Genomic DNA, 23009 nt, shown 5'->3' with positions numbered 1-23009 from the left:
CTGACGCTCAGCGGCCGACGGCAGCCAGGGCGTCGACGGCCTTGCGGGCGGCGATCAGCACCGGGTCCCAGACCGGGGCGTACGGCGGGGCGTAGCCCAGGTCGAGCGCGGTCATGTCGTCCACCGTCATGCCGTTCCACAGCGCCACCGCGAGGGTGTCGATTCGCTTGGCCGCCTCGGACCAGCCCACGATCTGCGCCCCGAGCAGCCGCCCGCTGGGCTTCTCCGCGATCAGCTTCACCGTCATCGGCCGGGCGCCCGGGTAGTAGCCGGCGCGGTTGGTCGACTCGGCGATCACCGAGACGAACTCGAACCCCGCCGCCGCGGCGTCCTTCTCGCGCAACCCGGTGCGCCCGACCTCCAGGTCGCAGACCTTCGTGACGGCGGTGCCGATCACCCCGGCGAAGGTGGCGTACCCGCCGCCGATGTTGATGCCGGCGACCCGGCCCTGCTTGTTGGCGTGGGTGCCCAGTGGCACGTGCACCGGCAGCCCGGTCACCCGGTGCACGGTCTCCACGCAGTCACCGGCCGCCCAGACGTCCGGCACCCCCTGCACCCGCATCCGGCGGTCGACCCGGATCCCGCCGGTGACGCCCAGCGGCAGGCCGGCGGCCTCCGCGAGCGCCGTGTTGGGGCGTACGCCCAGACCGAGGACGACCACGTCGGTGGGGATGGGCCCCTCGGCGGTGACCACCGCGGACACCCGGCCGTCGGTCTCCTCCAGGCCGGTCACGCCGAGGCCGGTGCGGATGGTGACGCCGATGCCCCGCATCGCGTCCGTGACCAGCTCGGCCATGTCCGGGTCCACGGTGGCCATCGGCTGCTCGGCCTGCTCGACCAGGGTGACGGCGAGCCCGCGCTGGATCAGCGCCTCGGCCATCTCCACGCCGATGTAGCCGCCGCCGATCACCACCGCCCGGCGCGGCCGGGGCTCGGCGTCCAGCCAGTCGCGCAGCGCGGCGCCGTCGTCGAGGGTCTGCATCCCGAAGACCCCGCCGGCGTCGGTGTCCGCCCAGTCGGGCTTCTTGGGCACGGCCCCGGTGGCGTACATCAGGGTGTCGAAACGCTCCCGGACCTCGCCGCCGCCGTCGAGGTCCCGGGCGGTGACCTCGCGCCGGTCGAGGTCGATGGCGGTCACCTCGTGCCGGAGCCGGACGTCGATGTCGAACTTCTCCCGGAACGTCTCGGGGGCGCGGGCGATCAACTGGTCCCGTTCGGGCACCAGCCCGCTGATCCAGTACGGGATGCCGCACGCCGAGTACGACGTGAAGTGCCCCCGCTCGAAGGCGACGATCTCCAGGTCGCCGCAGTCCCGCCGGCGTCGAGCCTGCGACGCCGCCGCCATTCCCGCGGCGTCCCCACCGATGACGATCAGCCGTTGCGCCACGTTCACCATCCTGTCACGAGCGGCCCGCGCCACGGGTCTGCCGCGCGACGTCCTCCACCACGTCCACGAGCCTGCCGGTACGCGCGAAGACGGCCCGCTGCCGGGCCGCCCCGCTGCCGTGGCGGCGCAGCCCGGCGACGAGCCCGGTCACCTCGTCGAGGTCGCCGTGCCGTTCCAGCGCCGGGCTCAGCCGCTCGATCAGCTGGTCGAACAGCTCCCAGGCCGGCCGCAGCTCGCCGTCGGTCAGGTCGACGCCGTCCCCCTCCAACCCGTCGTGGGCCGCCCGCCAGTGCGCGGCGACCAGCAGGTGGTGGTCGGTGCGCAGGGCCGGCCGCCCGGCGGCGATGTCGTCCATCGCGGTCGCCACCATGGCCCGGACCAGCGCGGCGACGAGCACCGCGTCGTCCACCGACGGGCAGACGTCACCGATGCGGATCTCCACCGTCGGGTACTTGGCCGACAGGCGGGCGTACCAGTAGAGCATCCCCTCGTCGAGCATCACGCCGCTGGCGATCAACTGCCGGATCAGCCGTTCGTAGTGCTCGTGGGACTCCAGGTACGGGGTGGGCGCCACCGACGGCCAGCGCTCCCACTCCACCGACCGCCAGCTCGCGTACCCGGTGTCCTCGCCCCTGGCGAAGGGGGAGTTGGTGGTGACCGCGTGCAGCACCGGCAGCCAGGGCCGGACGTGGTTGAGCACCTGCACGCCGGTCTCCGGGTCGGGCACCCCGACGTGCACGTGCATGCCGTTGTTGCCGGGGCCGGGAACCAACAGGCGGAACCGCTCGATCATCCGGTCGAAGCGGGGCTTGTCGACCACCGGGGGCACCGGACCGTCGACCGGCCCGGTGCCGATGGCGAGCAGCCGTACGCCGGCCCGCTCGGCCGCGTCGGCGAGCGCGGCCCGCAGCACGCCGAGGGAGTGCCGGATCGAGGAGAGTTCCAGGCCGGGCGGGCTGCCGATCTCGATCTGGCTGGTCTGGAACTCCAGCTCCACCTGACCGCGCAGCTCGGGCGGCACCTGCTCCATGACGAGGTCGACAGCGGGCACCGCGGCCCCGGTGTGCGGGTCGACGAGCAGGAACTCCTCCTCGACACCCACCGTGAGCAGGTCGGTCCCCTCGGCCGTACCGCTCGGAGCCTCCGCCACCTGGCCGGTCATCGTCACCACCGTCCGTTCGCGCCCGGCAGCGGTCCGTCCGCGCGGGGTCGGTCAGTGGTTACCCACCGTGCGGAGGCGGAGAAACGCGGCCCCGGCGTGTCGCCCGCCGCGCGCCCGCAGAGGGGATTACGCCGTGCGCGACCCGCAGGTCACCGTGGCCAGCGGTCCTCGCCGTCGCGCACCAGGGCGCGGACGCGGCGCAGCGTGGCGTCCGGGGCCAGGATGGCCTCCCGCCACCGGTCCAGGGTCTGGCGCAGGTCCCAGACCGTCGCCCGCAGCTGCCGTTCCTGCTCGCGGGCCGAGTCGAGCTGCGCCCGGGTGAGCAGCGCGGCCTCCTCCAACTCGGCGACCCGGGTGCGCAGCGGCTGCACCAGCGTGAGGGCGGCGTCGGTGAGGGTGTCGGCGGCGTCCGCCTTGAACTTGCCCCGCTGCACGATGACGGTGGCGATGACGGCGAGGCCGCCGGTCCCCCCGAGCACGCCGAGGACGGAGAGCAGGACCTGCACCCAGTGCGGGGCGGCCGGCGCCGTGGCGTTCACGTCCCACCCCTGGCGGAGAAGGTGCCACCGACGGCCACCCCGGCGAACTGGGTGGCCTGGCCGGCCAGGGCCAGCCGGCGCAGGTCGAGCGCGATCTGGACGGCGCGCCACCCGGAGCCGACGGCCACCGCGACGACGAACGACATCGCCGCGACCCCCTGCGCGCCGGCGACCACCGCCAGGGCGACGGCGTACATGCCGGTGATCGTGCCCAGCGCGAGCACCGACGCGAGTTCGATCCCGAGGCCGGTGGAGAGCCGGCCCGGCCAGAGCACGCCCAGCAGCCCGGCGACGCCGGCCACGATGAGGCCCGACTCCCACCCCGCCTGGATGGGCCCCGGCATGGCCATCTCCACCGACTGCGGCCGGACGTCGAGGACGATCAGGAGGACGCCGCACACGGGGGCGGTCGCCATGATGGCGATCTCGAAGGGCTGGTGCCTCGATCGGATTCGGTTGTGGGGCACGGCAGCTCCTCAGAATGGCCCGCCACCTCGTCGAGGTGGCCCGTCGGCCGGGCGGGCGCCCGGTGCCGACGGTGTACCGGGAGGACCCGCTCCCACCGCCCGGGTCGGCGCGGGCATCCCGACGACGCGGAAGCACACCGGCGACCGAGAAGGACGACACACCGACGTCGGCTGTCGACGCACCCAAGTCGTACCACTTCCGCCGCGCCTCCGTCCACCCCGGACCTGTCGCATAAGCGCAGGTCAGAGCGGGTGCGGGAGGCCGGTTGCGGGAACTGGGCCGGGTGACGTGACAGCGGGTCCTAGGCTGGTCGGCGTGCCGGGGCTGCTGGGGATCGTGCTGGGGACGTGGGCGTACGCCCTCGCCCACCTGACCCTGCTCGCCGACCGCCCGGCCGGGTTGCTCGCCGGGGCCGCGCTCGCCGCGGTGGCGCTGCTCGCCGTCGCGCTCGCGGCGCACGCGGCCGGCGTCGTCGACACGCCCCGGGCCGGCCGCGCCGCCGCCCTGCGCGCCCGGGCCCGCCGCCGCCGGGTGCCGCGACAGGTCGACCCGGACGCCGCCGGGCGTCCCCGTCCCCGCGCGCCCGGGCCGTTCCCCTCGGCCGCGTAGCACCGCCGCGCGGCCGATTCCGCCGCCATCCGCCCGTCCGGCGACCCGCCTTCCCGCCGGACCGGCACCCGGAATCGGACCGAGGGGTCACCCATGCTCGCCTTCGCACCTCTGCACGACGCCGTCGGCGCCGCCGGCCGCGCGCTCACCTGGTTCACCACCCTGCTGGAACCGCTGGCCGGCGACGCGGCCACGGCCGCCGCCATCGTCGCCCTCACCGTCGTCGTCCGGCTGCTGATCTCGCCGCTGACCCTCATGCAGGTCCGCGGGGAGCGGCGCCGCGCGGCGCTCGCCCCCGACGTCCGCGAGCTTCAGCGGCGGTACGCGGACGACCCCACCCGGTTGCAGGGCGAACTGTTCGCGCTCTACCGGGCCAACGGCGCCAGCCCGGTGTCCGGCTGCCTGCCGCTGCTGCTCCAGGCCCCGTTCCTGCTGGTGATGTACCGGCTCTTCACCACCGCCGAGGGCGGCACCGGGCTGCTGGCCGAGCGCCTGGCCGGTGCCGCTGGGCCACCACCTCGGCGACGGGGCGGTCGGCGGCGCGCTGCCGCTGTTCGGCGCCCTGCTGGCGGCCCTGCTCGTGCTCGCCTGGTGGACGTCGCGGCGGATGCGGCGCGCGGCGGCGGCGACGGGAACGGTGGCCGGTACGCCGACCGAGGGGCCGGGCGCGGCCGTGCTCGGCCGGCTGCTGCCGCTGCTGCCGTACACGACGGTGCTGGTGGCGCTGGTGCTGCCGCTGGCGGCGGTGATCTACCTGGTCACCACCACCGCCTGGTCGGCGGGGGAGCAGGCGGTGCTGCGCCGCCCGCGCCCCGAGCCAGCCCGCATCGATGGGCGTTGACATCTGCGGAGCCGGCACGTAGAACTCCTGAGAGAGCGCTCTCTCGCCCGTTCCCCGCAGAGAGGCACGTCAAATGACACCTGCCCCGGCGGCGCCCGCCGCCCTGCCCCCGCGACGCCGGCTGACCCTGGCGTTGACCCTCCTCACCGCCGCCGCGACCGCACTGGTCGGCACGACCGTGACGGCGAACGCCGCCGTCCCGGCGCCCGCGCCCGGCTGGAGCCTGGTGTGGAGCGACGACTTCACCGGTGCGGCCGGCACCCTGCCGTCCGCCGGCAACTGGATCATCGACACCGGCACCAGCTATCCAGGCGGCCCGCCGAACTGGGGCACCGGGGAGATCCAGACGTACACCAACAGCACCGCCAACGTCAGTCACGACGGCGGCGGCAATCTGCGGATCACCCCGCTGCGCGACGCCTCGGGGCGCTGGACCTCAGCCCGGATCGAGACCGTGCGCAGCAACTTCAAGCCGCCGTCCGGCGGCGTGCTGGCCATCGAGGGCCGCATCCAGATGCCCAACGTCACCGGGGCCCAGGCGTCCGGCTACTGGCCGGCGTTCTGGGCGCTCGGCTCGCCGTACCGGGGCAACTACCAGAACTGGCCGGGCATCGGCGAGTTCGACGTGATGGAGAACGTCAACGGCCTCAACTCGGTCTGGGGCGTACTGCACTGCGGCGTGGCCCCCGGCGGGCCGTGCGACGAGTTCAACGGCATCGGCGCGTCCCGGGCCTGCCCCGGCAGCACCTGCCAGTCGGCCTTCCACACCTACCGGTTCGAGTGGGACGCCTCGGCCAGCCCGCAGCAGCTGCGCTGGTACGTCGACGGCCAGCTCTACCACTCGGTCAGCCAGTCCCGGGTCGGCGAGCCGTACTGGTCGCAGATGACCAGCCACGCCGGCTACTTCCTGCTGCTCAACGTGGCGATGGGCGGGGCCTTCCCGAACGGGGTGGCCGGTGGCGCCACGCCGACCGCCGCCACCGTCCCCGGCCGTCCGATGCTTGTCGACTACGTGGCGGTGTACAGCCGGGGTGGCGGCACCACGCCTCCGCCCACGACCCCGCCGCCGACGACGCCGCCGCCCGGTGGGGTGCGCGACGCGTACGCGACGATCCAGGCGGAGTCGTTCAACGGGCAGAACGGGGTGCTCGTCGAGGCGTGCGCCGAGGGCGGGCAGAACATCGGCGCGCTGCGCAACGGCGACTGGGTGCGGTTCGACAACGTCGAGTTCGGGGCCAGCCCGCCACGCGACTTCGTCGCCCGGGTCGCGTCCGGCGCGGCGGGCGGGGTCAGCGGCCTGGTGGAGGTGCGGCTGGACAGCCCGACCGGCCCGACGATCGGCAGCTTCGCGATCGGGAACACCGGCGGCTGGCAGAGCTGGCGTTCGGTTCCCGGCAACGTCGCCGGCCCGACCGGTCGCCGGACGGTCTACCTGACCTTCAGCAGCGGGCAGCCCGCCGACTTCGTCAACGTCAACTGGTTCACCTTCCGCCGCTGAGCCTGCTCGGCCCGCTGGGGCCGGCTGGGCTTGCTGGAGCTCGCTGATCCCGCTGCTTCCCCGAGCCCGCTGAGCCTGCTCCTGTCCGCTGAGTCCCGTGGAGCCCCCGGCCGTTGCCGGGGGCTCCCGTCGGCCTGCTCTGGACAGAAACAGTTAACACTCCTAATAATAGGCGTCAATGTCGATGCCGGTGGATGGCGTCCGGGCGTGGAGGGTGTCGTGAAAAGATCTAGATCTCTGGTGTTCTCGCTGGTCACAGCGGTGGTGGCGGCGCTTGGCGCGGTGTGGGTGGCGATGCCCGCCTTCGCCGCCGGGGTGACCGCGAGCTTCGTCAAGACGTCCGACTGGGGATCGGGCTGGGAGGGGAAGTACACGATCACGAACGGCGGCGGGTCCACGGTCGACGGCTGGACCGTCGCCTTCGACCTGCCGGCCGGCACCACTCTCGGCAGCTACTGGGACGCGCTGCTGACCTCGTCGGGTCAGCGGCACACCTTCACCAACCGGTCCTGGAACGGTCGCCTCGCCCCGGGCGCCTCGGTCTCGTTCGGCTTCCTGGGCGCCGGGCCGGGCTCGCCCACCAACTGCCAGCTCAACGGCACGGCGTGCGGTGGCGGCACCAGCCCCACCACCGCGCCGCCCACCACCGCACCGCCGACGACGGCACCCCCGACCACCCCGCCGCCGACCACCCCGCCCCCGACGAGCTCGCCGCCGAACACCGGCCTGCCGAAGCACATCCTCACCGGGTACTGGCACAACTTCGACAACCCGGCCGTCGAGCTGCGGCTGCGTGACGTGCCGGCCGAGTACGACGTCGTCGCGGTCGCCTTCGCCGATGCCACCGCCACCCCCGGCGCGGTCGCCTTCGCCATCGACCCCGGCCTGTCCACCGCCCTCGGCGGCTACACCGACGCCGACTTCTCCGCCGACGTGCGGACCCTCCAGTCCCGGGGCAAGAAGGTGATCATCTCCGTCGGCGGCGAGACCGGCCGGGTGGCGGTCAACGACGCCGCCTCCGCCGCCGCGTTCAGCGACAGCGTCCACGCGCTGATCCAGCGGTACGGCTTCGACGGCGTCGACATCGACCTGGAGAACGGGCTCAACCCGACCTACATGGCCCAGGCGCTGCGCTCGCTGCGGGCCAAGGTGGGCGCCGGACTGATCATCGCGATGGCCCCGCAGACCATCGACATGCAGTCCCCGGCCAGCAGCTACTTCAAGCTGGCGCTCGACATCAAGGACATCCTCACCGTCGTGAACACCCAGTTCTACAACTCGGGGGCGATGCTGGGCTGCGACCGCAACGCCGCGTACGCCCAGGGGACGGTGAACTTCATCGTCGCGCTGGCCTGCATCCAACTGGAGGCCGGCCTGCGCCCGGACCAGGTCGGCCTCGGGCTGCCGGCCGGTCCCGGGGCGGCCGGCGGCGGCATCGTCGCGCCCAGCGTGGTCAACGCGGCGCTGGACTGCCTGGCCCGGGGCACCAACTGCGGCAGCTTCCGCCCGCCGCGCACCTACCCGGGCATCCGCGGCGCGATGACCTGGTCGGTCAACTGGGACGTGAGCAACGGCAACACCTTCGCCCGCACGGTGGCCCCCCACCTGGACACCCTCCCCTGACCCCTCCCCGCCCCTCCTGACCCCGCCCCTCCCCGCCCCTCCACCCGCGTGAACCGCCCGACAGGGTCGATCATGCAGTTGTGGTGGTCCGTATAAGCCGCGTATGTGGTCACTTCCGGCACCACAACTGCATGATCGGCGGGGCGCGGCGGAGCGCGGCGGGGCGGGGCGGGGCGAGGTGGGTGGGTGGGAGTCAGGGGGTGGCGTCGGCGTGGGCGCGGCGGCGACGGGTCTTCTTGATCACCCACCAGGCGATCATCACGACGAAGACGGCGATGATGCCGTAGTCGAACCACTTGCTGTACTGCTCGATCTGCTGCCAGCGGGAGCCGAGCGCGTAGCCCAGGCCGACGAAGAGCGCGTTCCAGATGCCGCTGCCCAGCGTGGTGAACACGATGAACTCCGGCAGCGGCATCCGGTTGGCCCCGGCGGGGATGGAGATCAGGCTGCGGACCACCGGCATCATCCGGCCGAAGAGCACCGCCCACCGGCCGTGTCGCTCGAACCAGCGGTCGGCCTTCTCCAGGTCGTCCAGGTCGACCAGGGGCAGCCGGTCGAGCCAGCGCTTGAGCCGGTCCTCGCCGGCAGCCGCGCCCAGCCAGTAGAGGACCAGTGCCCCGCCCAGGGAGCCGGCGGTGGCGGCGAGCCCCACCAGGACGACGTTGAACCGTCCCTCGCTGGCCAGGTAGCCGGCCATCGCCAGCACGATCTCGCTCGGGATCGGCGGGATGATGCTCTCCAGGGCGACCAGCAGGGCCACCCCGACGGCGCCGGCGGCGTCGATCACCCCCGCCACCCACCCGGTCAGGCCGCCGAGTTCGGTCGGGTCGACGTTCTCGGCGAGTGCCATCGCGATCCTTTCGGCCGGGTCCGATCAGAGACATCTACCCTGCGGCCCGGCCGTCACACCTGCCCGTGAGTAGGGCCACCCGGGTTCATTCCTCCGGGTGCAGCGCGGCGTCGGCCAGCCCGCGTCGCCAGCCGGTGAACCGGATCCGCAGGCCCGCCCGGGTGGGGGAGCAGCAGTACGGCCCGGCCGTCGCCACCGCGTCCGGGGCCAGCGGTGCGAGCCGGACCAGCCGCCACGGCTCGTCGTCGGCGCGGGCCCGTACGGTGAGCGCGTCCCCGTCGCGGCTGACCCGGACGGTCACCTCCCGCCCGGCCCACCTCGGCACGCCGGCGACCGACCAGTCGGAGACTTCCCGGGTCACCACGGCACCCACCTGCGGCTCGCCGTCGCTGACCTCCACCCCGGCCTTGATCCAGTTCCGGTCGTCCACCCGCACCAGCACGCCGGCCTGGTCGAACTGCTCGCCGTAGTCGAGCACGAAGGTCACCTCCATCGCCTCGCCGGCGGGCAGCGGCGCGAGCAGCGCCGGGGCGTCATCGTGGACGAAGCCGTACGAGGTGTGCCGCCACAGGTCGCTGCCCTCGGCCGGCTGCACCAGCAACTCGCCCGCCGGCCCGTTCTCGACCCGCACCGGCTCGTTCCACCACTCACCCTCGGCCCAGTCGACCGGTCGCTCCGCGTCACCCATGCCGGCGACCGTACCGCCGTGGCCCACCCGGATGCCGGCACGGGCCCGGTCGCGTCGGGTGGCTGCCGGCCGGGGCGACCGTCCGGGGCCGCGTGGCGGTGCCGTCAGCCGGCGTCACACACGTCCCGGAGGTGCTGGGCGTCGCGGTCCGTCCTGGCCTGCACCACCTCGTAGTCGCTCGCGACCATGCCCGACAGGATGAAGCGCAGCTCGGAGAAGTCCTGCGACAGTGCCACCGTGGCCTGGTGGACGCCGCCCTCGGCCTGGAGGCTCGCGCCCATCATGCCCTGGTACGCGGTCGTGGCGGCGGCCTGCCGGCTCTGCCTGGTCGAACCCGAGGTCCGGTAGAACCGGTCGACGACGGCGAGCGCCTCCTCGCAGCCGGCCGGTTGCAGCGGCGCCAGCGACGGCAGTCGACCCGGGGCGGGCGGCCGCGGCGTCCTGGTGACGGGGTGGTCCTTCGTGGCGTCCGCCGTGGGCGTGGTCGTCTGGTCCGGCGGGGTCCGGTCGGGCCTGGCCCGGTCGGGCGTGGTCGGGTCGGGCCCCGGTGACGGCCCCGCTCCGGCTCCCGAGGCCGGCGGCGGCACGGAGGGCTCCCGTGGCAGCACGTACGTGAGCAGGGTGAGCACGGTGGCCACCACACCGGCGATCGCGCCCACCGCGGCCCAGTCCGGGCTGCGCGACGCGGAGCCGGCTCCGGACGGGCTGCGCCCAGATCGTTGACTGCTGATGTCTCCAATGTAGCGGCGGGCCGGTCCGGGGGCGGTCCCCGTTCTTCGCCGACGGCTCCCGGCCCCCCCGCCGGTCGGCGCCACCCACCCCTGCCGCGCACCGCACGCGGGGCATCGGCTAGGAACGTGCCATGCCCCGCTACCTGCTCTTTCCCGGCCGCCACCACCTGTTGACCCGCTTCCAGGCCGGGTACCTCCGCCAGCTCGCGGCGCGGGGCGACGACCCCCTCGCCGACGGTGACGGCGCGACCGGGAGCGAGGACGCGGGCGGCACGACCGGAAGCGACGACGCCGGCGGCGCGACCGTGGTGTGGGCGGTCACCTCGGCCAACCACGAGAACACCCGGCGCAACCCGGTCCCGTACCACCGGCGGGAGGCGGCGATCGAACGGTTCAGCGTGCTCGCCGGGCTCCGGTCGGTGGTGGTGCCGGTGTTCGACACCGTACCGACCGACAGGTTCGCCGAGGTGACCCTGAAGACCGTCGCGGCGTCCACCGGGTTGGAGCTGACCCCGGCGGACACGGTGGTCGCCTGCTCGACGCCGGAGGTCGCCGCGATGTACGAACGGCTCGGTTTCCGGATCGCCGGGGTGGAGGCCGACGTCGAGCCGACACCGGTCCGGCCGTGGGACGTCCTGCTGCGCCTGGCCGACGACGACCCGTCGTGGCGGGACCTCACCCATCCGGCCACCGTCGACGTGTACCGCCGCTACCGGCTCGACGACCTGGTCCGCTCCGTGGTGAACGACCCGGTGGTCGGCGACGAGGGCGGACTGACCGCCACCCGCGACTACCGGACGTACGCCGAGGCGTTCAGCGACGCCGCGCAGCGCAAGTGGGACGCGGTGCGCGAGCACGTGCGACCGGGGCGGATCGTCGACGTCGGCTGCGGCGCGGGCGCCGTCCTGGAGCTGGCCGACCGGGAGCCGGCCCTGCGGGAGAGTGACCTGATCGGCGTCGAGGTGGCCCGGCACCTGTTCGAGGAGTGCGTCCACAAGAAGGCGCAGGGCGTCTTCGCCAACCCGAACGTCTTCTTCTACCGGCGCAACGTGCTCGGCGGGGCGGTGTTCGCGCCGCGCTCGGTGGACACCACGATGACCTTCGCGCTGACCCACGAGATCTGGTCGTACGGCGAGCGGATGGCCTCGCTGCGCCGGTTCGTGCAGGCCCTCTACGACCACACCGTGCCGGGCGGGGTGTGGATCAACAGCGACGTGTGCGGGCCGGACGGCCGGGACCGGACGGTGCACCTGCGCCTGACCACGACGGACGGCGTCAACCCGCCCGCGCCGCGTACCGACCTGGCGGCCCTGCCGCCCGGTGAGGTGACGGCGTACGTCGACGCGCTGTCGACCCGGGCCCGGCTGGACCAGTTCGCGGTCGACTACCGGTTCCCGTTCGCGTACCGCCCGGTGGACGGGGCGGACGGCGTGGTCGAGCTGACCCTCGGCGCGGCGATGGACTTCCTCACCCGCAAGGACTACACCGACAACTGGCTGTCGGAGACCCAGGAACAGTTCTGCGGCCTGGAGTACGCCGACTGGAAGTCGTTGCTCACCGACGTCGGGTTCGAGATCGACCCAGCGAGCGCGACGTCCCGCAACGACTGGATCGTCACCAACCGCCTCGCCCCGGTGGCCGCCCTCAGCACCCCGGCCGGCGAACCGCTGGACTGGCCCGTCACCCACGTACGCCTGATCGCCCGCCGTCCGGTCAACACCTGACGGCCCCGGCCCGGGCGTCCTCGCCGTCGCAGCACGGGCGCGGGGAGGACGCCGACGACTGCCTCGTCTATCTTGTCTCCGCAGTTGTATCGATGCCGATGAGATCGCGAGGCATGGCGTGACCAAGGAGACAGCGGGTAGGCGGCTGCGGGCGCTCACGGTGGCCGCGGCGGTCCTGTGCGGACTTGTGCTCGTGCCGGCGCAGCCGGCGGCCGCGCAGACCGGGGCCATGATCCAGCCGGTGGGTGGGCGGGTCACGGGGGTGTTGTCGAACAGGTGCGGCGCCACCGACAGCGACCACTACGGGGTGGACGTCGCGGGGAACGGTGGGACGGCGATCGGGGCCGCCTATCCGGGCACGGTCGCGTTCGCCGGTTGGACCTCCGGCGGGGGCAACATGGTGACGCTCTCGCACGCCAGCGGCTACCAGACCCGCTACCTGCACATGGCGCAGCCGGCCGCGGTCGCGCTCGGGCAGCAGGTCGGGCAGGGGCAGGTGCTCGGGTACGTCGGCAGCACCGGCAACTCGACCGGCCCGCACCTGCACTTCGAGATCCGCCGCAACGGCGCGGTCCACAACATCGCCCCGGCGTACGCCTGCGGCGCCACGGTGACCAAGGGCGCGCCGATCAACCTTCCGTTCCCGGACCTGACGCCGGCCGGGGCCGCTCCCGACCGGTTCGCGTTCGTGAACTCGGCGGGGGTGCTGTTCGCGAAGGATGGCGCGTACTCGTCGTGGCAGGCGGTCAACTCGGGTGGGGCGACGAAGGTGGTGCTCTCCGGCAACTGGATCGGTTGGGTGCAGGGCGGCAACTTCTACGTCAAGGACGGTGTGTACGGGCAGTGGTTGACGCTGGCTGGGGGCGGGCAGGTGCGGGACATCGCGGTCAGTGGTGACCGGTTTGCGTTCGTGAACTCGGCGGGGGTGCTGTACGCGAAGGATGGCGCGTACTCGTCGTGGCAGGCGGTGAACTCGGGTGGGGCGACGAGGGTGGTGCTGTCCGGTAACCGGATCGGTTGGGTGCAGGGCGGCAACTTCTACGTCAAGGAGGGTGTCTACGGGCAGTGGTTGACGCTGGCTGGGGGCGGGCAGGTGCGGGACATCGCGGTCAGTGGTGACCGGTTTGCGTTCGTGAACTCGGCGGGGGTGCTGTACGCGAAGGATGGCGCGTACTCGTCGTGGCAGGCGGTGAACTCGGGTGGGGCGACGAGGGTGGTGCTGTCCGGTAACCGGATCGGTTGGGTGCAGGGCGGCAACTTCTACGCCAAGGACGGCATCCAGGGCGGGTGGCTCACCCTGGCCGAGGGTGGACAGGTCAGCGACGTCGCGGTCGGCGGCGACGACTGGTTCGCGTTCGTCGGCGGCGGGAACTTCTTCGCCAAGCAGGGCATCCACGCCGGGTGGCTGACGATGGCCGGCGGCGGGCAGGTCGGCGACGTCGACATCGCCACCTGACGGGCCGCGCCCGCCGGCCGGGCGCCGCGGGCGAGGTCGTGCCCGCACCGCCCGGCCGGCGCGCCGCCGACCCTCCGGCCGGCCCACCGAGGAACTCGGAGCGCCGGGCCCCGGTGTTTGCGGGCAGCCGGGATCGGAGACATTAGCCCGGCATGGCTGACAGGTGGTACTCGGAGGCGGTCGTCTACTGCCTCGACATCGACACGTACGCGGACTCCGACGGCGACGGGGTCGGTGACATCCGGGGGCTCATCGGCCGGCTGGACTACCTCGCCCGGCTGGGCGTGACCTGCCTCTGGCTGCATCCCATCCACCCGTCGCCCAACCGCGACGACGGGTACGACGCGACCGACTTCTACAACATCGACCCGCGCTTCGGCACCCTCGGCGACTTCGCGGAACTGCTGCACCAGGCGCAGAACCGCGGCATCCGGATCATCATCGACCTGGTGGTCAACCACACGTCGAACGAGCACCCGTGGTTCCAGTCCGCCCGCTCCTCGCCGGACTCGCCGTACCGGGACTGGTACGTCTGGGCCGACCACGAGCCGGCCGACCGGCACCAGGGCATGGTCTTCCCCGGCGAGCAGCACGAGACGTGGAGCTACGACCGGACCGCCAAGGCCTGGTACTACCACCGGTTCTACAAGTTCCAGCCGGACCTGAACTTCACGAACCCCGCGGTCCGCGAGGAGATCAAGAAGATCGTCTCGTTCTGGCTCCAGCTCGGCGTCTCCGGCTTCCGGATGGACGCGGTGCCGTTCATCATCGAGCTGACCGAGCCGGGCAACCCGAACTCGCCGAAGGACTTCGAGTTCCTCACCGAGCTGCGCCAGCACGTGCAGTGGCGCCGGGGCGACGCCGTCCTGCTCGCCGAGGCCAACGTCGAGCCCGACCAGCTGCCGACCTTCTTCGCCGACAGCGGCGGCTCGGGCAACCGCCTGCACATGCTCTTCGACTTCATGCTCAACGGGCGCCTGATGCTGGCCCTGGCGCGGCAGGACCCGGAGCCGATCATCGAGGCGCTGCGGGACACCCCGGCGCTGCCCGAGGGCGGCCAGTGGGCCACCTTCCTGCGTAACCACGACGAGATCGACCTCTCCCGGCTCACCGCCGAGCAGCGCAACCAGGTGTACGCGGAGTTCGGCCCCGACGAGAACATGCGCATCTACGACCGGGGCATCCGCCGCCGGCTCGCCCCGATGCTCGGCAACGACCGCCGCCGCATCGAGCTGGCGTACGCGTTGCAGTTCTCGCTGCGCGGCACGCCGGTGCTGCGCTACGGCGAGGAGATCGGCATGGGGGAGGACCTGTCGCTGCCCGGCCGGGAGGCGATCCGCACCCCGATGCAGTGGTCGTACCAGCCGAACGCCGGCTTCTCCACGGCCGACCCGGAGAAGCTCGTCCGACCGGTGATCGACAAGGGCGAGTACAGCTACGAGAAGGTCAACGTGACCGTCCAGCGCAGCGACCAGAAGTCGCTGCTCGCCTGGTTCGAGCGGATGATCCGTACGCTGCGCGAGGCCCCCGAGGTGGGCTCGGGCTCGACCACCCACATCGACGTGGCGATGCCGCCGGGCGTGCTGGCGCACCGGGCCGACGGGCGCACCGGCACGATGGTCTTCGTGCACAACCTCGGCACCACCGACGCCGAGGTGGACCTGAGCATGCTGGAGCCGGAGGCGGACCTGCCCATCGACGTCCTCGCCGACCGCAACTACGGCGACGTGGGCAAGCTGGACCGGCTCAAGGTGGCCGGCCACGGCTACCGGTGGATCCGCCTCTGCCGGGGTCGCGGCCTCTGACCCGGCCGCCACGTCGACGGCCGTCCGCCGCGCCCCGGCGGACGGCCGGTCACTCCCGCCAGCCGGCCAGCTCGACCCCCTTGGCGATCTCGACCCGGAAACCCATGGCGATCTCGCCGCTCTCGCCCGGCCCGAGCCGGAGCCGCCAGGTCAGCTCGCCCAACTCGGTGCGCTCGGCCGGGGGCGGGACGAGGGTGGACTCCCGCACGACCACCGCCTCGTCCCGGGACACCGGCAGCTGGTCGCGCACCTCGACGCTCGCCGGCCGGGGCGTGTGGTTTGCCACGCTGATCCGGTACTCCACGTCCCGCCGCCGGGTCGAGCCGAGCGTGGCCCGGGTGTCGGCGCGCCGGCCCAGCTTCCGTTCCACCCGGACCCGGTCGTCCACGCCGAGCGCCAGCTCGGTCTCCTCACCGGGCGCCCACACCGGCAGCCGGGTGGCCGCGACGAAGTCGGCGCCGTGGAAGACCGCCGCCGGCCCGGGGAGCAGCGTGTGCGCCGAGGTGTTGCGGATCGTCGCACGCAGGTGCGCCTCGGTCGCGCGGACCGGCACGGTCACGTGGTCCAGCCGGGCCGGCAGCTCCAGCACGGCGATGGTGGCCCGGTGGGCGCTGCCGTCCGCCGGCACCGCGACCGGGCGGGCCGGCCGGTAGGTGGCCGCCGTGACCCCCTGCTCGACGGTGGCCACGCTCTCGCGCATCTCGGGGCGCGGCGCGCCGGACCGGGCCACGGCCCCGGCGGGCGGACCGGCGGGCGCCGCGGGGGCCGGCATCGCGCCGAAGCTGGCCGCCTTCGGCATCGGCGGCGGCACCGGCCGCAGCCGGTCGAGATACCAGGGCGTCAGTTCGGGTACGCGGGTCGCCGCCGCCGGCCGGGCCGTCGAGAGTTCGAGCACGCACTCCGGCCAGTCCTCGCCGGTGTCCTGGCTGACCAGCCCGAACCAGGTGACGGTCATGGTGTCGTCGACCAGCCGCAGGTCGTAGGAGGGCTGCCAGCGGGCCCCGTCGATCAGGTAGCTCAGCTCCAGGTCCAGCTCGTCGTCGTCGGCGTCGACCGACACTGTCACCTCGGCGACCAGCTGGTCCGGTCTCCGCTTGCCGCGCGTGGCGTCCAGTTGCCGCTCGACGGCCGCCAGCTCCTCGGTCAGGTCGGTACGCTGCCGGGCCAGCGCGCGACGGCGGCGCTGGGAATCGGCGAGCTGACCGGCGACCGAGTCGGCGAAGGTGGCCACGTCGGTCGGGGCGGCGTCGCCGGAGGCCAGCGCGCGGGCGTACGTGCCGCCGGCCCGGTCGGCCAGCCGGGTGAGGAACTGCCCCCGCTGCGTCTCGACCTCGCTCGCGTCGTCGACCTCGGCCAGCGCGTCGGCCAGTTCCCGGGTCCGCTGCTCCAGCTCGCGGACCTGCCCGTCGGTGCTGCGCGGCTGCCGCCACGTCGTGACGTCCACGCCGAGCACGGTGGCGGCGCCCCGCCCACCGACCCGCAGCGAGTCCCGCCGCAGGCCCATCGGCAACGGTGCGACGCGTACGCGGTGCTCACCGGCGGTCAACCGGGTGCTGCCCCGGCGGGTGACCCGGGCGCGGTCCGGGTAGACGGTGACACCGACGACGGGTGCTGCGATCTCCACTGCCTTCACGGCGGCGAGAGTAGCCGGGCGATGCTCGTGAGCGGTGTCCCGCGCGGGGCCGGCGTCGGCGTACGGCTGGGTTAAGCTCCTTCGATCGAGCGTAAGTTACCGGGAGGTAGGCATGTCGGAGGAGCAGCGGGTCGCCGTCGTCACGGGCGCGGCGCGGGGGATCGGGGCGGCCACCGCCCGGCGGCTGGCGGCCGACGGCCTCGCGGTCGCCGTGGTCGACATCGAGGAGTCGGCGACGAAGGAGACCGTGGACGCGATCGTGGCGGCCGGCGGCCGGGCGCTCGGCGTCGGCGCGGACGTGTCCGACCGGGCCCAGGTCGAGGCGGCCGTGGCGCGGGTCGCCGCCGAGCTGGGCGCCCCGACGGTGCTGGTCAACAACGCCGGCGTGCTCCGCGACAACCTGCTGTTCAAGATGACCGACGCCGACTGGGACACGGTCATGGGGGTGCACCTGCGCGGCGCGTTCCTGTTCAGCCAGGCCGCCCAGAAGCACATGGTCGAGGCGAAGTGGGGCCGGATCGTCAACCTCTCCAGCACCTCGGCGCTGGGCAACCGGGGCCAGGCGAACTACGCCGCCGCGAAGGCCGGCCTCCAGGGCTTCACCAAGACCCTCGCCATCGAGCTGGGCCCGTTCGGGGTGACCGTCAACGCGGTCGCGCCCGGCTTCATCGTCACCGACATGACCGCCGCCACCGCCGCCCGGATGAAGGTCGACTTCGAGGCGCTCCAGAAGCACGCCGAGTCGGAGATCGCGGTACGCCGGGTCGGCCGCCCCGAGGACGTCGCGCACACCATCTCGTTCCTGGCCAGCGAGGGCGCCTCCTTCGTCTCCGGCCAGGTGATCTACGTGGCCGGCGGCCCCAAGGACTGACCTCCGCGTACGCCCCGGCGGGCACCCGCCCGCCGGGGATCAGGCCGCCGGGGCGGGGCGGGTGCGCCAGAGCCAGAGCAGGCCGAGCACCGGCAGGACCAGCGGGATGTAGCCGTACCCGCTGCCGAACTGCGACCAGACCGTCTCGTCGGGGAAGAGCTCCGGGTCGGCGAGGCTGAGGGCCCCCACGCCGAGCACCCCGACCAGCTCCACGGCGCAGCACGCGAGGGCGACGCGCCGGCCGGCGGCACCGGCGCGGGCCAGCCCCACCGCCGCGACGATGTAGATGGCCGCGGCGAGGGCCGAGAGCAGGTACGCCACGGGCGCCTCGTCGAACTTCGTGGCTATCTGGAGGCCCGCGCGGCTCGTCGCGGCGATCGCGAAGAGCAGGTAGACCGCGATCAGCAGCCGCCCCGGGCCGGCGTTGGTGCGCTTCGCCTCCGGGGCGCGTACGTCAGCCACCCAGCACCTCCCAGGTCTGCTGGAGCCGTACGACGACCACCGGCGTGACCAGGCAGACCGCGCAGACGATCGCCGAGCCCCAGCGCGTCGGCTCCATCCGGGCCAGCACCCAGGCCAGCGGCGGCAGGCAGACCACCGTGACGACGTACCCGAAGAAGGCCCCCGGCTCGCCCGGCCGCTCGCCGCCGCCGATGGCCACCAGCGCCACCGCCGCGAGCGCGAGCAGCGCCACCTCCAGCACGGCCAGGCCGGCGAACTGCACCCGGTCCGGCGCGCGGTGCCGCAGCGTCGCCACCAGCGCCCACGCGGCGACGAGGAGCGACAGCACGATCGAGGCGGTCGCGAGGAGCCCGTCCACCGGCGAACCCGCCGACGCCGCGCTGGTCATCGGGGTCGTCCGGGGTGTGTCTCGGTCACCGGCACAGCCTACTAACCCGCGTAGTACACCCCGTCACCCGCCGCCTCCTGTCAGGGGTCCGCCGTCCGTCCGTCCCGGCTCCCGGTGGTCCGGCGGCGTCGGGCCGGCGGGCGTGGGAGCGTGTTCCGCCGAGGCGGCGACGAATGTCGTCAGAGGACAGTGGGGTACCCCTATTGACCCCTACTCACGGGTAAGCGGAACGTCGCGGACCGTTATTCTCGGGCCACGTCGCCACACTCCGACGGCACGTTCGTCTGACGGAGAGGATCGCCATGTCGCTGCCCACCATCCCCCCGGCGCTGAGCGTGGTGATGCCGACCTACCAGGATCCGCAGTGCCTCGCGCTGACCCTGCGGGCGCTGACCCGGCAGACGCTGCCGCCGGAGCGCTTCGAAGTGATCGTGGTCCGGGACGGTGGATCCTCCGACGGGTACGCCGAGGCCCTCGCCGAAGGTGCCGGCCTCCGCCTGCGCGTGGTGGAACTCCCTCGGCGCAAGGGCCGCTCCACCGCCCGCAACGAGGGTGCGCGGTCTGCCACCGCACCCCTGCTCGTCTTCCTCGACGCCGACTCGTGGGCGGTGCCCGACCTGTTGGAGAGGCACCTGGCGTGGCACGGCACGCCCGGCAATGCGGCGGTGCTGATCGGCCGGCGGGACGAGATCGGCCTCGCGGACCTCCCGGCCGTGCTGGCCGGCGAGTCGGACACGATCGCGCGTGCCTTCCCGCACGGTGGCGACCTGCGGTTCGCGACGGGACTCCCGGACGATGGCGGCGACTGGCTGCGGGCCGGCTGGGTGATCGCCTACACGCACAACATCTCGCTCTCCACCTCGCTGTTCACGAAGGTCGGTGGCTACCGCGAGGCGTTCGGTCTCAGCTACGGCGTGGAGGACGTCGAGCTGTTCTACCGCGTGGACCGGAGCCTGCCGGACGGCGTCAACTTCGGCTACGACGACGATGCCCGGGTCGTCCACCTGCCGCACCACAAGAACATCACCCGCAACTGGATGGAGATGAAGGCCAACTTCCAGCAGGCGGCCAGGTTGTACCCCTGCCTCGAGTGGGAGTTCCTCACCGCGGTCATGGGGTACGAGGCGATCCGGCGGATCCTGTACTACCGGTCGCTCGTCGACGAGTGCGTCGAGCGCTCGGCCTGCGCCATCGGGCCCGCCGTCGCGCGCCTCGCCGGCAAGTTGCGGGGACCCAAGGCGCTCTGGATCGGCACCGGCCGCGCCGAGGCGAGGCTGCCCGCCTCGGCGCTGACCTACGACTACTCCGCTCCCGTCGGGCCGGCCAACTTCCACCTGCTCGGCGTGGCCCCACCCATGCCGGCGGGCAGCATGGACGCGGTGGTCAGCGTCGACTTCTGGCGGTACCTGCTGTGGCCGGAACTCTGCCAGTTCATCTCCGCCTCGGTGCAGCTGGCCGGCGAGGTCCACCTGGTCGCCACCGCCGCCGCGACGCCGGGGATGTGCGCCGCCGACCCGCAGACGCTGGACTACCTGCGCCAGGCGCAGGCCGCCGAGTACGTGGCCGAACTGCGCGCGGTCGAGGGGCTCGGTGACGTGCTGACGCTGCGGGCCCGCCAGCCCGTGACCGGCGCCGCGCGCCGGGTGCCCGGCCAGGTTCCCGCCAGGACACGACCCACGGCACTGGCGCCGGGGCGTCCCCCGGCGAGGTAGCAGATCGACGGTGCGGCCGGGCCCGACGTGCGGGTCCCGGCTCGCTGCACCGTGCCCGGATCCGTCGCTACAGCCGGAAAGGCGAGCATCATGCGCGTACTGTTGTCGACCCTCGGGTCACGCGGCGACGTCCAACCACTGGTGGCGCTGGCATCACGGTTGAAAGCTCTCGGTCTGCAGGTTCGCCTCTGCGCCCCACCGGACTTCGCCCGGTGGGTGGCCACCTTCAGGATTCCCTTCGTGCCCGTCGGTCCGCCCTGGCGCAGGTCGGCGGCGCCCAGGCCGCGGGCCGCCGTACCCCGCCCGTCGCCGGCGCAGGTGCGTCAACTGGCGGAGTCCTCCGTCGGCATCCAGTTCGAGGTGTTGTCGGCGGCGGCCCGGGACTGCGACGCCGTCGTCGCGTCGACCGGCCTCCAGATCGCCGCCCGCACCGTGGCGGAGAAGCGGGGCATACCGTACGTCTTCACGGCGTTCTGCCCGGCGGCACTTCCCTCGCCGCACCACCCTCCGCTACCGCTGCCAGCCCTCGGGGTGGTGCCCGCGCCCGCGTCGGCCGACAACCGCGAACTGTGGGCCGCCAACCAGCGGCACGTCAACGACACCTTCGGCGCGCCGCTCAACGCGCTCCGGGCGACGATCGGACTGGTTCCGGTCGACGACGTCAGCGCCCACATCCACACCGACCAGCCGTGGCTGGCGGTCGACCGGACGCTGGCGCCCTGGCCGGACGCCGCCGACCGGACCGTCTACCAACCGGGCGCCTGGCTCCTGCCGGACGAGCGGGCGCTGCCGCCCGAGTTGACGGCCTTCCTGGACGCCAGCGACGAGCCGTGTGTCTACGTCGGATTCGGCAGTGTCGCCGCACCCCCGGGCCTGCTGGAGACGGCCGTCCAGGCGGTGCGCGCGGTCGGCTGCCGCCTGGTCGTCTCCCGGGGCTGGGCGCCGCTCTCGCTGGCCGTCCGGGCGCCCGACTGCCTGGTCGTCGGCGAGGTGAACCAGCAGGAGCTGTTCAAGCGGGTGGCCGCGGTGGTCCACCACGGCGGCTCGGGCACCACGACCACGGCCGCGCGGGCCGGGACGCCGCAGGTCGTCATCCCGCAGGTCTACGACCAGCACTACTTCGCGCGCCGCGTGTCCGCGCTCGGCATCGGCGGCGGGCACTCCGGCGCGGTACCGACCGTCGAGTCGCTGACCGCGGCTCTCAGCGCCGCACTGCGGCCCGAGGTGGCCGCCCGCGCCCGGGCTTTCGCCGCCACCATCAGCACCGACGGAGCCCAGCTCGCCGCGGAGCGGTTGACCACCGCCCTGCGGAGCTGAGCCCGGTCACCGGCGGGTCAGCCGCGACGACCGCCGGCGGGGTGGGCACTGCCGTCCGGGCGGCATCGGGGAGTGGTCAGGGTGGCGGCCGAACCAGCCGCCACCCTGACCACCGATCCCCGAGCGCGGGCGCGCCGACGACACCCGGCACAGGGTCCGGCGGGGCGCACGGCCGCGGGTACCGTGGTGTGACGCGACGACGGTGGAGGTAGCTCGTGGTGCGGTTCGGGTTGTTCGGCACCGGTCACTGGGCGGCCGAGACGCACGCCGCGGCGCTGCACGCGCACCCGGGGGTCGCCTTCGCCGGCGTGTGGGGCCGGGACCCGCGCAAGGCCGCGGCCCTGGCCGAGCGCTACGGAGTGCCGGCGTTCGACGACGTCGACGCGCTCATCGACGCCTGCGACGCGGTCGCCGTGGCCCTCCCGCCGGACGTCCAGGCCGGCATCGCGGTCCGCGCGGCCACCGCCGGCCGGCACCTGCTGCTGGACAAGCCGCTCGCGTTGAGCGTCGCCGACGCCGACCGGGTGGTCGACGCCGCACAGGCGGCGGGCGTCGCCTCGGTGGTCTTCTTCACCGGCCGCTACCGGACGAACATCGCCGCCTTCCTCGCCTCGACGGCCGCCGTCGGCGGGTGGCACACCGCCAAGGCGATCCGGTTCGGCTCCATCTTCCAGCCCGGCAGCCCCTACGGGGCCTCGCCATGGCGCCGGGAGCACGGCGCGCTGTGGGACATCGGCCCGCACGCGCTGTCGCTCGTCCTGCCGGTGCTCGGCCGGGTCACCCGCGTCGCCGCGATGGACGGGCCGCGTGGGCTCGTCCACCTGCTCCTCACCCACGACGGGGGCGCGACCAGCACGGTGTCGCTGACCCTGGACGCCCCGCAGGAGGCGGTGAGCCAGGAGTTCGTCTTCTACGGCGAGAACGGCGTGGAGACCGTTCCGGCCGGCGAGGGCGACTCGGCGACCGCCCTCGGGGTGGCGATCGACCAGCTGCTGGAGGAGATCGGCTCGGGCACCCGGGACCACCGCTGCGACGTGCGCTTCGGCCGCGAGGTCGTGGCCGTGCTCGCCGCCGCCGAGACCGCCCGCGCCGAGGGCCGCACCGTCGACCTGCCGAGCTGAGGACCGCATCGCGGAGGCGGAAAAGCGGTCGCCTCCCGGGGACGGGAGCGGCTAGGGTCGCCGGATGTCCGCACACGCTCTGATCGAGAGGGCCGGCACGCCGGCCGTCCTCGGGTCGCTTCCG

The 23009-nt window shown here is 73.6% G+C and carries 20 protein-coding genes and 2 pseudogenes; 12 read left to right on the top strand and 10 right to left on the bottom strand.

Annotation, left to right across the window (positions count from 1 at the left end; translation table 11 throughout):
- Positions 1-7: 7 nt before the first annotated feature.
- The 4 genes from OG989_RS01370 to OG989_RS01355 form a co-directional block, all read right to left on the bottom strand.
- Positions 8-1387, bottom strand: coding sequence for an FAD-dependent oxidoreductase (locus tag OG989_RS01370; protein ID WP_327029473.1), 1380 nt, complete (start codon positions 1385-1387; stop codon positions 8-10).
- 13 nt (positions 1388-1400) lie between these two features.
- Positions 1401-2549, bottom strand: coding sequence for a carboxylate-amine ligase (locus tag OG989_RS01365; RefSeq protein ID WP_327029472.1), 1149 nt, complete (start codon positions 2547-2549; stop codon positions 1401-1403).
- A gap of 149 nt (positions 2550-2698) precedes the next feature.
- The gene (locus OG989_RS01360) at positions 2699-3046 is read right to left on the bottom strand and encodes a hypothetical protein (protein ID WP_192581567.1); all 348 of its coding nucleotides are present in this window, start codon (positions 3044-3046) and stop codon (positions 2699-2701) included.
- 38 nt (positions 3047-3084) lie between these two features.
- Positions 3085-3555, bottom strand: coding sequence for a hypothetical protein (locus OG989_RS01355; protein WP_225852466.1), 471 nt, complete (start codon positions 3553-3555; stop codon positions 3085-3087).
- 316 nt (positions 3556-3871) lie between these two features.
- Here OG989_RS01355 and OG989_RS01350 point away from each other — a divergent pair, with 316 nt between their 5' ends.
- The 5 genes and pseudogenes from OG989_RS01350 to OG989_RS01330 all read left to right on the top strand — a co-directional run bounded on the left by OG989_RS01350 (position 3872) and on the right by OG989_RS01330 (position 8127).
- On the top strand, positions 3872-4165 hold the full coding sequence (locus OG989_RS01350; protein WP_311413083.1) for a DUF6412 domain-containing protein: 294 nt from the start codon (positions 3872-3874) through the stop codon (positions 4163-4165).
- 93 nt (positions 4166-4258) lie between these two features.
- Positions 4259-4564, top strand: a pseudogene (locus OG989_RS01345) (YidC/Oxa1 family membrane protein insertase); the annotation flags it as partial.
- Positions 4565-4664: 100 nt separating this feature from the next.
- The gene (locus OG989_RS01340) at positions 4665-5006 is read left to right on the top strand and encodes a hypothetical protein (protein WP_327031290.1); all 342 of its coding nucleotides are present in this window, start codon (positions 4665-4667) and stop codon (positions 5004-5006) included.
- 73 nt (positions 5007-5079) lie between these two features.
- A complete protein-coding gene (locus OG989_RS01335; protein ID WP_327029471.1) occupies positions 5080-6504 on the top strand; it encodes a carbohydrate-binding protein in 1425 nt (474 codons plus the stop codon).
- Positions 6505-6723: 219 nt separating this feature from the next.
- Complete coding sequence (locus OG989_RS01330; protein ID WP_327031090.1) at positions 6724-8127, top strand: chitinase; 1404 nt, start codon at positions 6724-6726, stop codon at positions 8125-8127.
- A 193-nt stretch (positions 8128-8320) separates the two neighbouring features.
- Here the strand turns inward: OG989_RS01330 and OG989_RS01325 are convergent, their stop codons facing one another.
- From OG989_RS01325 to OG989_RS01315, 3 genes are all read right to left on the bottom strand, one after another.
- The gene (locus tag OG989_RS01325) at positions 8321-8977 is read right to left on the bottom strand and encodes a DedA family protein (RefSeq protein WP_311412091.1); all 657 of its coding nucleotides are present in this window, start codon (positions 8975-8977) and stop codon (positions 8321-8323) included.
- 85 nt (positions 8978-9062) lie between these two features.
- The gene (locus tag OG989_RS01320; RefSeq protein WP_327029470.1) at positions 9063-9665 is read right to left on the bottom strand and encodes a DUF1349 domain-containing protein; all 603 of its coding nucleotides are present in this window, start codon (positions 9663-9665) and stop codon (positions 9063-9065) included.
- Between the two features lie 104 nt (positions 9666-9769).
- Positions 9770-10324, bottom strand: coding sequence for a hypothetical protein (locus tag OG989_RS01315; protein WP_327029469.1), 555 nt, complete (start codon positions 10322-10324; stop codon positions 9770-9772).
- Between the two features lie 203 nt (positions 10325-10527).
- On the opposite strand from OG989_RS01315, the gene OG989_RS01310 reads away from it, so the two are divergent.
- From OG989_RS01310 to OG989_RS01300, 3 genes are all read left to right on the top strand, one after another.
- Positions 10528-12120 carry a class I SAM-dependent methyltransferase gene (locus OG989_RS01310; protein WP_327029468.1) on the top strand — a complete coding sequence of 531 codons (1593 nt, stop codon included), beginning with the start codon at positions 10528-10530 and terminating at the stop codon, positions 12118-12120.
- 118 nt (positions 12121-12238) lie between these two features.
- On the top strand, positions 12239-13576 hold the full coding sequence (locus tag OG989_RS01305) for a M23 family metallopeptidase (protein ID WP_327029467.1): 1338 nt from the start codon (positions 12239-12241) through the stop codon (positions 13574-13576).
- Between the two features lie 152 nt (positions 13577-13728).
- A complete protein-coding gene (locus OG989_RS01300) occupies positions 13729-15381 on the top strand; it encodes an alpha-amylase family protein (RefSeq protein ID WP_327029466.1) in 1653 nt (550 codons plus the stop codon).
- Between the two features lie 49 nt (positions 15382-15430).
- Here OG989_RS01300 and OG989_RS01295 read toward each other — a convergent pair whose 3' ends face one another.
- Positions 15431-17005 (bottom strand): DUF4139 domain-containing protein, encoded by a 1575-nt coding sequence (locus OG989_RS01295; RefSeq protein ID WP_442791937.1) that lies wholly within the window; start codon positions 17003-17005, stop codon positions 15431-15433.
- A 121-nt stretch (positions 17006-17126) separates the two neighbouring features.
- Here OG989_RS01295 and fabG point away from each other — a divergent pair, with 121 nt between their 5' ends.
- Positions 17127-17885 (top strand): 3-oxoacyl-ACP reductase FabG, encoded by a 759-nt coding sequence (fabG, locus tag OG989_RS01290; RefSeq protein WP_151456211.1) that lies wholly within the window; start codon positions 17127-17129, stop codon positions 17883-17885.
- Here fabG and OG989_RS01285 read toward each other — a convergent pair.
- Positions 17858-18347 (bottom strand): annotated as a pseudogene (locus OG989_RS01285) (hypothetical protein). The gene fabG and the pseudogene OG989_RS01285 sit on opposite strands and share 28 nt — an antisense overlap.
- Entirely contained in the window at positions 18340-18735 is a 396-nt protein-coding gene (locus OG989_RS01280) for a hypothetical protein (protein ID WP_327029464.1), read from the bottom strand. Before OG989_RS01280 ends, OG989_RS01285 begins: the two are co-directional and overlap by 8 nt.
- 302 nt (positions 18736-19037) lie before the next feature.
- Here OG989_RS01280 and OG989_RS01275 point away from each other — a divergent pair, with 302 nt between their 5' ends.
- From OG989_RS01275 to OG989_RS01265, 3 genes are all read left to right on the top strand, one after another.
- A complete protein-coding gene (locus OG989_RS01275) occupies positions 19038-20447 on the top strand; it encodes a glycosyltransferase family 2 protein (protein ID WP_327029463.1) in 1410 nt (469 codons plus the stop codon).
- A gap of 90 nt (positions 20448-20537) precedes the next feature.
- Entirely contained in the window at positions 20538-21764 is a 1227-nt protein-coding gene (locus OG989_RS01270) for a glycosyltransferase (RefSeq protein ID WP_327029462.1), read from the top strand.
- A 215-nt stretch (positions 21765-21979) separates the two neighbouring features.
- On the top strand, positions 21980-22885 hold the full coding sequence (locus OG989_RS01265) for a Gfo/Idh/MocA family protein (protein ID WP_327029461.1): 906 nt from the start codon (positions 21980-21982) through the stop codon (positions 22883-22885).
- The last annotated feature ends 124 nt before the right edge of the window (positions 22886-23009 follow it).

Source organism: Micromonospora sp. NBC_01740, assembly GCF_035920365.1.
Classification (GTDB): domain Bacteria; phylum Actinomycetota; class Actinomycetes; order Mycobacteriales; family Micromonosporaceae; genus Micromonospora; species Micromonospora reichwaldensis.
This window is presented reverse-complemented; position numbering and strand designations above follow the sequence as displayed.

Coding starts and splice junctions, on each gene's coding strand:
- OG989_RS01325 (WP_311412091.1), bottom strand. CDS start 8,977: ATGGCACTCGCCGAGAACGTCGACCCGACCGAACTCGGCGGCCTGACC.
- fabG (WP_151456211.1), top strand. CDS start 17,127: ATGTCGGAGGAGCAGCGGGTCGCCGTCGTCACGGGCGCGGCGCGGGGG.
- OG989_RS01275 (WP_327029463.1), top strand. CDS start 19,038: ATGTCGCTGCCCACCATCCCCCCGGCGCTGAGCGTGGTGATGCCGACC.
- OG989_RS01320 (WP_327029470.1), bottom strand. CDS start 9,665: ATGGGTGACGCGGAGCGACCGGTCGACTGGGCCGAGGGTGAGTGGTGG.
- OG989_RS01310 (WP_327029468.1), top strand. CDS start 10,528: ATGCCCCGCTACCTGCTCTTTCCCGGCCGCCACCACCTGTTGACCCGC.
- OG989_RS01270 (WP_327029462.1), top strand. CDS start 20,538: ATGCGCGTACTGTTGTCGACCCTCGGGTCACGCGGCGACGTCCAACCA.
- OG989_RS01335 (WP_327029471.1), top strand. CDS start 5,080: ATGACACCTGCCCCGGCGGCGCCCGCCGCCCTGCCCCCGCGACGCCGG.
- OG989_RS01280 (WP_327029464.1), bottom strand. CDS start 18,735: ATGACCAGCGCGGCGTCGGCGGGTTCGCCGGTGGACGGGCTCCTCGCG.
- OG989_RS01300 (WP_327029466.1), top strand. CDS start 13,729: ATGGCTGACAGGTGGTACTCGGAGGCGGTCGTCTACTGCCTCGACATC.
- OG989_RS01365 (WP_327029472.1), bottom strand. CDS start 2,549: ATGACCGGCCAGGTGGCGGAGGCTCCGAGCGGTACGGCCGAGGGGACC.